The organism is Aquabacter sp. DMC10 (assembly GCF_056314145.1).
In genome coordinates this window covers 103,190-116,032 of the sequence record NZ_JBQUYX010000007.1, presented here as the reverse complement: position 1 = coordinate 116,032, position 12,843 = coordinate 103,190, and the positions used below count along the sequence as shown (strand labels likewise).

Below are 12,843 nucleotides of genomic sequence, written 5' to 3'. Positions count from 1 at the left end.
GCTGCCCTGTCTTGGTGCAGGGCATCGGTGCCTTGACGGCATGAAGGGAGGATGGCGCCGATTGTGGCATATTGAAAATAGATAGTTTTGATGGAAAATATGCCGGATCGGCATATCTCAAAGCACCGCCCGCCATGGATTTGGTTTCCCTGCGCTTTTTCGTGGAGACGGCGCGACAGCGCAGCATCTCCAAGGCGGCCGCCTCGCTCGGCGTGGTGCAGCCGGCCCTCACCCGGCGGATCCAGATGCTGGAGGAGGGCCTCGGCACGCCGCTGCTGATGCGCCACCGGCGGGGCGTGGAGCCCAACGAGGCCGGATGGCTGGTGCTCGAGCGGGCGGAGGTGATCCTGCGGCTCGTCCAGCAGTTGGAGACCGAGGTGCGGTTCCAGGGCCATGAGCCGGCCGGGCCGGTGGCGCTGGGCTTTCCCCCGTCCATCGGGATCTTGTTCGTGGGCCGGATTCTCTCCGACTGCGCCGTCCGCCATCCCCGCATCAAGCTGCTGCTGCACGAGAACTATGCCAGTGCCGTCCGCGCCTCTCTGCTGTCCGGCCAGCTCGACATCGGCATCATGAGCTGCGAGGCGCACCACCCGGACCTCGTCCAAACGCCCCTGTTCCGGGAGGCCATGTGGCTGGTCGGCCGCCCGGAGGACTGGCGGTTCCAGGACTCCCCTCTTCCCCCCACCCGGCTCGACAAGCTCCCGCTGGTGATGGGCAGCTTCATGCGGACCTTGCTGGAGAAGAACCTCGGCAAGGATCTTGTGCGGCTGAACGTGGTGGCGGAGGTGGATTCGCTGTCCCTCGCCAAGGAGGCGGTCCGCGCGGGGGCGGGCTATTTCGTCACCCCGGTGTCCGCGCTGGACCGGGAATTGAGCCAGGGCGTGTTTTCCGGTGCCCGGCTGGACGGGCTCGACGTATCGCGCGGCCTGTTCTCCCATCGCGACCGGCCGCTGACCCGCGCCGCGCAGGTCCTCAGCGACATGATCCAGGCCGAAGCCGCCCACCTGTGCGCCAGCCGCCCAGGCATCTTCCGCGCCCTCCGATGAAAAAGCGGCCGCCTGCCGCCCGCCCAGAGCCCCCTCGGTTCACGGAAAGGCCCGCAAGCGCACGCCGCAGGATCGATGGGAAGGACGAACCGTCAGGCGCCACTCGGCGTGTTCGGCTTTGCCTCGCCGGCGGCATTTCGCCCCGCTGCGAGGGTCAACAGGCGTAGAAGGCGCGGGCGTGCCCGCGATGACGGGTTCGCACGCCCGCGCAAACTCACGCTGGCGCACACCGATGCCTGAAACAACACCCACCTGCCGCCGACGCCGTGCCGGCCCCGGCTCGCCCTTTTCACTCCGTCTGGCCTCGGCTACCTTTAGGAGGGGGAGCCGATGTTATGTCCATGAAGAAAGCACTGTTCCTTGCCGCAGTCATGGCAGTGACCGCTTGGGCCACTCAATTATCTGCAAAGACACTTGAAACATTTAATATCCGCGGATGGAAAGTCAGCGTGATGTCGAGCGACAGGACAAACCTGTTTGCAAGCTGCATCGCAATGGCCGACTATAAGAGCGGAATGATTCTGGCTTTCCAGGTTACAGATGAATTAGATTGGAGCATGGCATTCTTTGAGATGCCGCATAGCTTTTACGAGGGCCAGAAGGTCGACGTATCCTATCAGATTGACAGCGGCCCCATTCACAAAATTTCTGCACGTGCCATGGGCAGAGACTCGGTGCTTGCCCCACTGCCGGATCGCCTCGAGCTTTTCAATGAATTCAGGCAAGGCATCCTGCTTCGGATCCTCGTCAATGGACGCGTCTCAGGCTTTCGCCTGGATGGGACATCCGCGATGCTTTCGACGCTGGTGGATTGCGCCAAGACATATCGCAACATCCCCCAAGCGAATGCGAAACCGCCTGCGACAGCGCCAAGACCGACCGGCAAGGACACGGGAAAGACCGCAGAGACCAACAAGCCGAAAGCCACCGGAACCTTTGCGGGAAGCGGCTTTTTCGTCACCGAAGACGGCGCCGCCGTCACCAACGCACACGTTGTGGAAGGTTGCGATGAAGCGATGATTTCCGGCTATGGGAAAGCCAAGATCGTGGCCGTTGATGTCACCAATGACCTTGCGCTCCTCAAAGTCGTTGCTCCCACAGCGACCACACCGGCGCGTTTCCGCAAGAAGCCGGTGCAGCTCGGGGAGATTGCCTATGTGATGGGCTTCCCCTTGGCGGGCCAATTGGACAATGGCCTCAATTTCACCAGCGGCTCGGTGAGTTCCTTGTCCGGCCCCGGCAATGATTCCCGGAGCTTGCAGGTCACCGCCCCCATCCAATCTGGAAATTCCGGCGGGCCTATAGTCGATGAAACCGGCCTGCTGATCGGCGTCACTCAATCGAAGCTGAGCGAGGTTGCCGCCATTCAGTCTGGCGGCGCCTTTCCTCAGAATGTCAATTTCGGGCTCAAGTCGGACCTTGCAGCGAACTTCCTCCGCGCAAATGCCGTGGAGCCCAGACAAGAGGACGCCGCCGGGCCGCAGCCACCCGTCGCCATTGCGCGGGATGGCCGGGGATACACAATACAGATCAAGTGCACGCCCCCTTGACCGCCGATAGCAGGGTCCGATGCCGAGGTTCCGGGGGACACGCCCAAAGGCCGGAGCGCCTCCATCCGCAGGGATCGCGCCCGCTCCTTGGGCGTCACGCGCCGTCTGGTGGCGCAGATTGGGCCAGCCAGGTGGTGTAATCCGCCTCGACGGCTTCCGCCGCCGAGCGGGCAGCGCGATCGAGCCAATCGGAGCGCCGGAGCTTCAGGTCCGTGGCGATGTCATCCGCCGTGTCGGCGTCCCCCAGATGGACCGCCGCCAAATCCCGCCCCATGGCTTGAAAAAGGTGGGCCTCGAACGCGGACTCCGTCGTCTGTGACAGCTCGATCTTGGTGGCATGATTGGCCACGCGGCGCACCACATAGCCGAGCGAGACATCCAGGAAGGGATCGGGCGACCGGTACCGCCCCCGGGCCAGTGGCCTGAACAAATGCTTGCGCGGCGCCTTTCCCGCGGCCCAATCCCAGGCAGAGGGCACCAGCGCCTTTGCCTCCCGCACGGCTGGGCCCCCTTGCCATGTGGCAACGGCCACGTATCGCGGCCGGCCAAGGGAGCCGCCCCCCTTCTGCCACGCTCCGAAGGTCGTGACCTTGGCGGCTTTGGGAAGATGATCGCGCAGAAGGCGTCGGATGTCCTTCGGCGGGTCGGCAAGGTCCAGTTTTTCGACCGCGTGGCTGATGGGCTTGGTGGAGGCCATCGCGGTCGCCACCGCCTCCACCATCCACGATGCGTCCTCATGAACGAAGCAGGGCGCCGGTTTCTCCAGCCCGGCGCGATAGCCGTCCAGGATCGCCTCCGCACGCGCCGCTGGATCGCTTGAGGGGCCATCCAGCAGCCGGGCGCTCGTGGCGAGGCGGACGAGGTCATAGGTGTAGGGCAGCCGGGCGGCCTCGTCGAAATCATTCACGCCCCAGACCAGCCGCCCTTCCTTGTCGCGCCAGGTGCCGAAATTCTCGATGTGCGCATCACCCACGGAAATGACGCGCGGCGCCTGGGCAAGCTCCGGCGCGAACCGGCCGATCGTGCGGGCAAAGCGAAAGCAGGTGGCACGAAAGAACCGCAGCTTGCTCTCCCGCATCCGCCGGTGCTTTTCCTTGAGGCCCGCGCGGACCACGTCGCACTGCGTGGCCAGCCATGCCTCATAGTCATGCACGTCCTGGATCAAGCTCACGACCGCCCCCTCCCCCGAGCCATCCATTACGACACCAAACGGGCGCAGCCGCAAACGGCGCCGTTGAAGCTGCGGACCGGCCCGTCCGGGCGGGGATGACGCGCAGGGGGCGAGCGGGCCGGAGGACTGCGCCAGGAGCGCGTCAGGGCGTCATGGAGACACTGAAGCGATCCAATGCCTTGTTCTGGCGCGTTTGCGGCCCGGCGAGCCGGGTTCCCCCTGCGCCCGGAACTGCGCTAGCCCCGGCGCGCGGTGCGGCGCAGGGCCTGGGGCGGCTGGCCGAAGGCGCGGACGAAGGCCCGGCGCATGCGCTCGGGGTCGCGGAAGCCGGTGGTCTCGGCCACATGCTCAATGGGTTCGGAGGAGGATTGCACATATTCCCGCGCCGCTTCCAGGCGCAGCCGCTCGATCGCCTTGGAGGGCGTCGTCCCGGTCTCGGCGGTGAAGATGCGCGCAAAATGCCGGGGGCTCAGCCCCGCGCGGTCCGCGAGGCTCTCCACGGTGAGCGGCTTGTGCAGATGCTCGCGGGCCCAGGTGAGCAGGGGGCCGAAGCGGCCATTGGGCGTCTTCAGCTCCAGCAGCGAGGAGAATTGCGACTGGCCTCCGCTGCGCCGATGATAGAGCACCAGCTGGCAGGCGACGTCCTTGGCCACCCCGTCCCCATGGTCCTCGGCGGCGATGGCCAGGGCAAGGTCGATCCCCGCCGTGATGCCGGCCGAGGTCCACACGTTTCCATCGCGCAGGAAGATGCGATCGGGGTCGAGCTTCACCTTCGGGTAGCGGGAGACGAAATCCTGGGTGCGGCACCAGTGGGTGGTGGCCTTGCGCCCGTCCAGCAGGCCGGCAGCCGCCAGCACATAGGCCCCGGAGCACACGCTCGCCACGCGGGTGCCGCGCCGGGCAAGGCGGCGCACGAAGGCGAGGGTTTTCCGGCAGTCGGTGGCGGCCTCCACGCCCAGCCCGCCGGCAATGACGAGCGTGGAGAGGGCCGGGGCGGACGAAAGGCTGGAGGCCAGCACCTCCACGCCACAGGAACTGCGCACCGGCCCCGGCGCCGCCGCGATCATCTGAATGCCCGGCGCGGTGGGTACGAAGCGCCGCGTGATCTCGAATACCGATGCCGGACCTGACGCATCCAGCAGCTGGAAATCCGGGAAGATCAGGATGCCGATCATTGCGGTGTCCGAAAACGAGGGAACCATGACATTTAAGATATAATGGCATCATGCCATCTTCTCAGCGTCAATATCTGATCCGAGAGCTGCAGAATGTCGTCATCTCCTACGTTCGGCTTGCTTGTCTTCCCGCGCATCACGCAATTGGACATGACCGGGCCGCTGCAGGTCTTTTCCAGCCTTCCCAATGCGCAGGTGCACCTGGTGTGGAAGAGCCTGGAGCCGGTGGAGAGCGACACAGTCCTCTCCCTCACCCCCACCACCACGTTTGCGGATTGCCCGCAACTGGACGTGATCTGCGTGCCCGGGGGGTATGGCACGGACGCGTTGATGGGCGATGCCGAGGTCCTGGACTTCCTGCGCGCGCAGGCGGAAGGGGCGGCCTTCGTGACCTCGGTGTGCACCGGCTCTCTTGTCCTCGCGGCGGCGGGATTGCTGAAGGGCCGCAAGGCCGCCACCCATTGGAGCGCCATGGACGTCCTGCCGGTCTTCGGCGTCACCCCCTCGCGCGAGCGGGTGTGCATCGATGGCAACAGGATCACGGGGGGCGGCATCACCGCCGGCATCGATCTCGGCCTCACCGTGGTCTCGGAACTGGTGGACCGCCGCACCGCCGAGGCCATCCAGTTGCGCATGGAATACAACCCCGCTCCCCCGTTCAATGCCGGCTCCCCGGAAACCGCCCCGGCCGAGGTGCTCGCACTGCTGCAGGACCGGATGGCGCCGGCGAAGGCGCGTCGCCTCGCCCTGGCGCGCGCCGCCGCAGAGCGGATGCCATAAGCCGCGTGGGGCGGCGCGAGGCCCCCTGACCGGGCGTTCGCCCTAAAGGCCACGGTCGAGGCCGGCGATGGCGGCAAGGTCCCCGTCCATGGCGCGGGCCAGCCGGTCGGCGGTTGCAGGCCCCAGGGTCAGTCCCTGGTGGCCATGTCCGAAATGCAGCCACAGGCCCTCATGGCGGGGCGCGCGGCACACCAGCGGCAGCAGGCGCGGCAGGCAGGGACGGGTGCCTGACCAGGGCGCAGGTTCGACGGGTGCCCCGATGTCGAGCAGGGTGCGCGCCACGGCTTCCCCTTTCGCCAGTTGGCGCGGAGCGAGGGCCGGAGCGCGGCCGGACAGCTCGGCGCCCGTCGCAATCCGCAGGCCGTCCAGCATGGGCGAGAGCACCACCGAATGGTCGGCCAGGAGCATGGGGCGGGAAAGCTCCGCCTGGCCCCCATAGTGCCGGTGATAGCCGCGCTTGCGCACCATGGGGACGTGATAGCCGAGCGGCCGCAGCAGGTCCGGGGACCAGGGCCCGAGCGCGACCACCACATGCTCCGCGCTTTCCCCCGCCACCCGCCACAGGGCGCCGGCGCGCTGGAGGGTGCGCGCATCGCCTCGGAGGATGCGCCCGCCACGGGCCTCGAAGAGGCGGGCATAGGCGCCCACCAGCCGCCCCGGCGACAGGCAGGTCCAGGGATCGGTCCAGTGAATGGCGCCCGCCGGCGCGCGCCGCAGGGCAGGCTCTGCGGACGCCAGCTCCCTGCCGTCCAGCAGCCTGAAGGCGACGCCATGCTCCGACCGCTTGCGCTCCGCCTCGCCGGCGGCGGCGGCCAGCCCCTGCGCGGTGTCGTGCACCTCCCAATAACCCTGCCGGCGTACCAGGTCCTCGGCGCCGGACGCCGCGATCAGCGCCGCATGGCCGGGCAGCGCCTCGCGCACCAGGTCGCGCCAGAGCGGGATGACCGCACGCAGCCGGTCGGGGCGGGACGCGCGCCAATAGCCGAAGAGGCCCGGCGCCTGGCGGGGCACGGAGGGCCAGTGCAGCGTCACCGCGTTCCGGGCGCCCAGCGCCAGCCGGGCCAGCGCCAGCGGGCTGGTGGGCAGGACATAGGGCTCCACCGCCTCCGCCTGGAGGATCCCCGCATTGCCGTAGCTGGTTTCCGAGCCCGGCGGCGCGCGATCGATGACCACGCAGGCGTGCCCGCGCGCCTGAAGGGCAAGGGCCGTGGCGATGCCCACCATGCCGGCGCCCAGAACTGCAATCTCTGCCATGATGGTCTCCTGCAGGCGGGCGGCGGCCGGGCGCGCAATCAGCCCGGTCTTGGCCCTCCTGGCCGTGAAGGTGGTTCTTGGTCAAGGGGTTAAGTGCGTGTGAAGGCGGACTGCCCTCCCCCTTCGCTGGCCGCCATGGCATCCAGCTCACCGGCCGCGGCGATGGGATCGAACAGGCCCGCGCGGCCGATCAGGACGAGCCGCGCGCCCTCCGCGGGCAGGTTCGCCGGCGCAAGGCTCGCGCGCCGGCCGACCATCTGGAAGAGCAGGGTCTGCCCGGGCCGTTCGTGCACGCGCAGCAGCCCCTTGGCCCGCACCAGGACGGGCGCGAGACGTTCGAGCGCCGTCGCAAAGCGGGAGAGGGCGAGCGGACGCGGGGACGTCCATTCCATCGGAACGAAGCGCGTGTCGCGGATCACCGGCGGGTCGCCCACCGTCGCGCGGCCGGGGTGGAGCGCGCCGCCGAGCAGAAGCCCCAAGGGTGCGCCACCGGCCGCGTCCGCCTCGAAGACCAGGGCCTTGCCCATGTCCGCGATCATCGCCAGCAGCCGTTCGCGGCGGGCGGCGTCCAGGGAGGCCGTCTTGCTGAGGACCACCAGGTCCGCCGCCTGAAGCTGCGCCTGCCAGAGGTCGTCCGCGGCGTCGTGGGCCTCGCCGTCCACCACGGTGACCACCGCGTCCAGTCGCACGGCGGCGCGCAGGACCGGGTCATGCAGCGCTTGGATGATGCCGCGCGGATCGGAGACGCCACTGGCCTCGATGACGACGGCGTCCACGGGCCGACCCACCGAGAGCACCGTCGCCAGTGTCCGCAGGAGATCGCCTTGGAGCGAGCAGCAGATGCAGCCGTTTTTCAGGCCGACCACCGGCTGGCCGGCGGCGGAGAGGATGGCCTCGTCGATGGCGATGGCGCCGAAGTCGTTGACGATGACCGCCAGCGCCTGGCCGTGGTCCGCGTGCAGCACGGCGTTGATGAGGCTCGTCTTTCCCGCGCCCAGGGCACCGGCGACCACGAGCACCGGAACCGGAATGGCCTCCGTGGTCTCAGGCATGGGCCGGCCGTTGGGTGCGCAGCGCCTGACCGGGCCGGGACCGGGGGTCGAGCCGCCCCTCCAGGATCACCGGGCTTCCCCCCACCAGCAGCGCCTCGACCCCGATGGCCGGCGCCGTCATCCGGGAAAAGCTCGCCTTCGCCTCAATGGTCCGGGGATCGAACACCAGGATGTCCGCGTCGCAGCCCTCCTGGAGCCGGGCCTTCCGCTTCATGCCGGGCAGGCAGGTTTCAAGCAGGCGGGCCGGCAGGAGGGTGCACTTGGCCAGGGCCTCCCGCAGGCCGATGCAGGCACGGTCGCGATGATAGGTGGCGAGGAACTTGGTGAAGGTTCCGGCCGAGCGCGGATGAGAGGACAAGCGCTCCGGCAGCGGCCAGTCCTCGCCCTCATAGATCGCACCACTCGGCTCCACCCAGGGCATCCCGTCGGAGGCGATGATGCCGCCGGGATAGAGGACGGAGAGGTCCAGAAGGTCCTGGAAGGCGGGGTCGCGCTCCAGGTCGAGAAAGTGCCAGGCCACCAGCGCGGAGGGGTTCTGCGCGCGGGTGGAGAGCAGCTCCGCCCGATCCTTCACATGGTGACGGGTGTGGATGAGTTCGATGCTGGAATAAGCGGACCCGGTCCGCTCCGGAAAGTCGGCGGCGGCGAAGAAGCTGGCGGAGATCACCGTCGCGCCTGTCCCATAGGGATAGGCTTCCACCGTGACCGGCAGTCCGCGCGCCTGCGCCTCGCCGATGAGCGCGCGGCAGCGCGCGATGTCGTGCAGGGAGGTGGAGTTGAGATGGCAGATGTGCATGTGCGCGCCGGTGGCCGCGGCGAGCCCGAGGATGCGCACATAGGACTCCTCGGAACTGAGCGGGTCCGCATTGGCCATATGCGCGATATGGGTGAAGGTCGGGGCGCGGGCGCGGGCGGCGAGGTCGCAGATGCGCGTCATCTCCTTCATGCCCGCGCCGGGCGCGTAGCCGTGGGCGATGCCGATGCCGATGCCACCTTCCCGCAAGCCCGCCTCGACGAGGGCGCAGATGTCGTCCACATCCTCCGCAGGGGCGATGCCGCTCGACCAACCGCCACGGTCATCGGCGCCGTCGCCCATCAGGTCCATGGGGTGACGGGCCGGATCGGGCACGAGGCCGGCCATCACCTGCTTCCGGGCGAAGATCCAGCTGGCGGAGGCGCCGTAGTTCAGCACCCGGCCGGCCGCCTGCTGGCGTTCGTACCAGGCCTTCACCGGCAGGACGCCCACCTCCAGCTCCAGCGTGGTCGTCACGCCATCGAAGGCCTGCATCCAGTCCGCCGCGACGGACTGGCCGTGGGCGTGCAGGTCGATAAAGCCGGGGCAGACCACCTTTCCGTTAGCCTGGACCCGATGCCCGCCCGCATGCGCCGGGATGGCTCCCACACGGGTGATGCGGCCGCCCGTCACCCCCACGTCGGCGATCTCGTCGCGGCCGGTCTCGGGATCCACCACCCGGCCGCCGGAAATGATGCAATCGAACCTATTGCCCGCCACCTCGCCGTGCCTCCGTCTTTGGGCGACGCCGCCCCCTGCCTCGGCCTTACAGCCGGCGCGGGAGCGGCGCGTTCGCCTACTTCGCCGCGCCCGTGACCATCGGGCAGTCGCTCTCGCTCAGGGGGCGGAAGGCGACATCGGCGGGGACCGTCTCAAGAACCTTGTAGTAGGCCCAGGGCTTCTCCAGCTCCTTCGGCTCCCGCACCTGGACCAGGTAGAAGTCATGGGCGAGCTTGTTGTCCGGCCGGAGCCTGGCGCCGGGGGCGTAGAAGTCGTCCACCGGGGTGGCGCGCATCTTCTCGGCAACCGCATCGGTGTCGTCGGATTTGATGGCCGCCACCGCCTTCAGATAGTGGAACACGGCGGAATAGACCGACGCCTGGGGGGCCGTCGGCATGGCGCCGTGCAGGGCAAAGAAGCGCTTCGCGAAGGCACGGGTGTCGTCATTCAGGTCCCAGTACCAGGCGGTCATGCCCGTGAGCCCGCGGGCCGTCTGCAGCCCCATGCCATGGATGTCCGTGAGGAACATCAGCAGCGCCACCGGCGTCTGGCCGCCGGCGCTCATGTTGAACTCGTTCCACTGCTTGATGGAGGAGACGAGCTGCTCGCCCGCATTGGCGAATGCGACCACCTTCGCCCCGGAACTCTGCGCCTGCAGCAGGAAGGAGGAATAGTCGGCATTGCCGATGGGATGGAACACCGAGCCGACCGGCTTGCCGCCCACCGATTTCAGCATCCGCTCGGATTCGGCCACCATGTTGCGCCCGAAGGCATAGTCGGCGGCGATGAAGAACCATTTGTCCTGGCCCTGGCTGACCAGCTTGCGGATGGGACCGGCGACCAGGTTGTAATTGTCGTGCAGCCAGGCAAATCCGGTCGGGGCGCATTGCTTGCCGGTGATGTCCACCGTGCCCACCGCCGCGTACATGACCACCTTGTTCTTCTCGCGCGCCAGGGACTGGACGGCGAGCGCCACCGCCGAATTGGTGACGTCGGCCACCATGTCGACCCCGTCGGCGAACCAGCGGCGTACGATCTGCGCGCCCACGTCCGCCTTGTTCTGGTGGTCGGCAACGAGCAGTTCCACCTTCACGTCGGGCGAGATCTTCTTGAAGTCCTCCACCGCCAGCTTGGCGGCGACGACCGAGCCCTTGCCGGCAAGATCCGAGAAGGGCCCCGACTGGTCGTTGAGGATGCCGATCTTGACGACGCCGTCGGAAATCTCGGCGTTAGACGGCGTCGCCATCATGGCCAGCGCCATGAGGGCGCCGACGCCCGATGACCACCACACAGCCAAGCCGCGCCTGCGGCTCTTTGCGTCCTGAACCTGTTTCATGTCTGCTGTTCCCCTGCGAGCCGTCTTCGCGGCTTCCTGGATGAAGGACGGGCAACGGACGGGACCGCACGGCCGGTCCGTCACCGCCTGTTCTTTGCTGAATCCTGCGCTGCACCAGACTTGGCTACAATGGCCGTTTTCCCTCGTTTTCGGCCACGGCTCGGGCCGCCTGTGCGATGAGAGACCTGGCCATGGCATCGGCCACGCTGGCCGGCGGGCACTGCGCCGCCTCGGCGCGGTCGAGCACCTCGCCGAGGCGCTGCGGAATGCGGTTCACGGCGGCGCGCACCTCCTCCTCGCCGTGGCCCAGATATTCCGCCGCCACATTGATGATGCCCCCCGCATTCGCCACGAAGTCGGGGACATAGAGGATGCCCCGCGCGTGCAGGCGCCCGGCATCCGCCTCGCTCGCCAGCTGGTTGTTGGCGGCGCCCACGATGCAGCCGGCGCGCATGTGGGGAATGGTGGTGGGGTTGAGCCCGCCACCCAGCGCGCAGGGGGCGAAGATGTGGACGTCGGCGGCGTGAATCGCGTCGGGCGCCATCACCTCCACCGGCATCTCCGCCCGGATGCGCTCCACCGCCTCGGCCTGGACATCGGAAACGACGAGCTTGGCGCCGGCCTGGTGGAGCCGGCGGCAGAGATCGGCGCCCACATGCCCGAGCCCCTGCACCGCCACGCGGGTCTGCGACAGGGCCAGGCCCCGCCGGTCGCAGACATGGGCGATGCTCAGGAACACGCCGAGCGCGGTCCAGGGCGAGGGGTCGCCTCCGGCTTGCCCGCTTTGGCTTGGAAGCCCAAACACATAAGGCGTCTGGCCGCGGACCACTTCCATGTCGCCCGGCGTCGTGCCCACGTCCTCGGCGGCCAGATAGTCGCCGCCGATCGCGTCGAGCACCCGGCCGAAGGCCTGGAACAAAGCCGTGCGGTCGAAGGGACCTTCGGGCCGGTGGAGCACCGACTTGCCACCGCCGAGCGGCAGCCCGGCCATGGCATTCTTGTAGCTCATGCCCCGGGCGAGGCGGCGCGCGTCCGAGAGCATGGCGTCCGCGTCGTCATAATGCCAGAAGCGGCAGCCGCCCGTGGCCGGGCCGAGGGCGAGCGAGTCCACCACGATGACGCCCGACAGCCCGGCCTGAGGATGCGCGAACCGGAAGATGCGCTGGCCGTCCTCCTCCAGCGCGGTGATCTGAGGGGTCATCATGCCGCTCCAGAGACCGGGGCGGAGGCCGTCTCGCGCAGCCGTGCCACCGCCCGCTCGCTGGACCGGCGCCGCTCCTCCAGCATCGGGCCCGCGGCCGCGCGCACCTCGGCGAGAAGCGCGGCGGGGGCATTGTCCTCGCTGATGTCGAACGGCGGCTTGGGATCATATTCCAGCATCAGCTGGAGCCGCTTGGCGACCTCGTCGCCGCACAGTTCGGCGGCCACCTGGAAGGCGAAGTCGATCCCGGCCGTGACGCCGCCGCCGGAGATGCGGTTGCGGTCCACCACGATGCGCTCCTTCACCGGAATGGCGCCGAGAATGGAGAGCTGGTCCCGCGACAGCCAGTGGCAGGCGGACTTGTAGCCGTCCAGCAGGCCGGCCCCAGCCAGAATGAAGCAGCCGGCGCACACGGAGGTCACATAGCGCGCGTTCGCCCCGGCGGAGGCGACGAAAGCCATGACTTCGGGATCGTCCATGAGCGCCATCTGGCCCGGCCCGCCGCCGACGCACAGCACATCCAGCTTCGGGCAATCCGCGAAGGTGGTGGTGGGCATCAAGGTGAGGCCCACATCGCTGGTGATGGGCGCGATGGACTTCCAAAGCAGATGCATCCGGGCGCCCGGAAGGCGGGCGAGCACCTCGAACGGCCCGGTCACGTCCAGCTGGGTCATGCCGGGAAAGAAGAGCAGCCCGATTTCAAGCGTTTCCTGACTCATGTCGGTCCCCTTTGGTGTGATGACATGAGTTTGTGCATGACAGGGG

11 protein-coding genes are annotated in these 12,843 nt (G+C 68.3%); 3 read left to right on the top strand and 8 right to left on the bottom strand.

Annotation, left to right across the window (positions count from 1 at the left end; genetic code table 11):
- Positions 1-134: 134 nt before the first annotated feature.
- Together ACT54L_RS18495 and ACT54L_RS18490 are read left to right on the top strand one after the other, a co-directional pair.
- Positions 135-1,046, top strand: a complete 912-nt coding sequence (locus ACT54L_RS18495) for a LysR family transcriptional regulator (RefSeq protein WP_476087094.1) — start codon at positions 135-137, stop codon at positions 1,044-1,046.
- A gap of 335 nt (positions 1,047-1,381) precedes the next feature.
- Positions 1,382-2,596, top strand: coding sequence for a S1C family serine protease (locus tag ACT54L_RS18490; RefSeq protein WP_476087093.1), 1,215 nt, complete (start codon positions 1,382-1,384; stop codon positions 2,594-2,596).
- A gap of 94 nt (positions 2,597-2,690) precedes the next feature.
- Here ACT54L_RS18490 and ACT54L_RS18485 read toward each other — a convergent pair whose 3' ends face one another.
- Entirely contained in the window at positions 2,691-3,767 is a 1,077-nt protein-coding gene (locus tag ACT54L_RS18485; RefSeq protein ID WP_476087092.1) for a DUF2252 family protein, read from the bottom strand.
- Between the two features lie 236 nt (positions 3,768-4,003).
- Positions 4,004-4,942 (bottom strand): GlxA family transcriptional regulator, encoded by a 939-nt coding sequence (locus tag ACT54L_RS18480; protein ID WP_476087091.1) that lies wholly within the window; start codon positions 4,940-4,942, stop codon positions 4,004-4,006.
- Between the two features lie 93 nt (positions 4,943-5,035).
- Here ACT54L_RS18480 and ACT54L_RS18475 point away from each other — a divergent pair, with 93 nt between their 5' ends.
- Positions 5,036-5,722, top strand: a complete 687-nt coding sequence (locus tag ACT54L_RS18475; protein ID WP_476087090.1) for a DJ-1/PfpI family protein — start codon at positions 5,036-5,038, stop codon at positions 5,720-5,722.
- Between the two features lie 42 nt (positions 5,723-5,764).
- Here ACT54L_RS18475 and ACT54L_RS18470 read toward each other — a convergent pair whose 3' ends face one another.
- From ACT54L_RS18470 to ACT54L_RS18445, 6 genes are all read right to left on the bottom strand, one after another.
- Positions 5,765-6,976 carry an NAD(P)/FAD-dependent oxidoreductase gene (locus ACT54L_RS18470; RefSeq protein WP_476087089.1) on the bottom strand — a complete coding sequence of 404 codons (1,212 nt, stop codon included), beginning with the start codon at positions 6,974-6,976 and terminating at the stop codon, positions 5,765-5,767.
- A gap of 89 nt (positions 6,977-7,065) precedes the next feature.
- Positions 7,066-8,028 (bottom strand): CobW family GTP-binding protein, encoded by a 963-nt coding sequence (locus tag ACT54L_RS18465; RefSeq protein WP_476087088.1) that lies wholly within the window; start codon positions 8,026-8,028, stop codon positions 7,066-7,068.
- Positions 8,021-9,541, bottom strand: a complete 1,521-nt coding sequence (locus tag ACT54L_RS18460) for an amidohydrolase family protein (RefSeq protein WP_476087087.1) — start codon at positions 9,539-9,541, stop codon at positions 8,021-8,023. Before ACT54L_RS18460 ends, ACT54L_RS18465 begins: the two co-directional genes overlap by 8 nt.
- A 76-nt stretch (positions 9,542-9,617) precedes the next feature.
- A complete protein-coding gene (locus ACT54L_RS18455; protein ID WP_476087086.1) occupies positions 9,618-10,877 on the bottom strand; it encodes an ABC transporter substrate-binding protein in 1,260 nt (419 codons plus the stop codon).
- Positions 10,878-11,001: 124 nt separating this feature from the next.
- Positions 11,002-12,081 carry a Glu/Leu/Phe/Val family dehydrogenase gene (locus ACT54L_RS18450; RefSeq protein WP_476087085.1) on the bottom strand — a complete coding sequence of 360 codons (1,080 nt, stop codon included), beginning with the start codon at positions 12,079-12,081 and terminating at the stop codon, positions 11,002-11,004.
- On the bottom strand, positions 12,078-12,797 hold the full coding sequence (locus ACT54L_RS18445) for a DJ-1/PfpI family protein (protein ID WP_476087084.1): 720 nt from the start codon (positions 12,795-12,797) through the stop codon (positions 12,078-12,080). The genes ACT54L_RS18450 and ACT54L_RS18445 overlap by 4 nt, the downstream gene beginning before the upstream one ends.
- Positions 12,798-12,843: the final 46 nt, after the last annotated feature.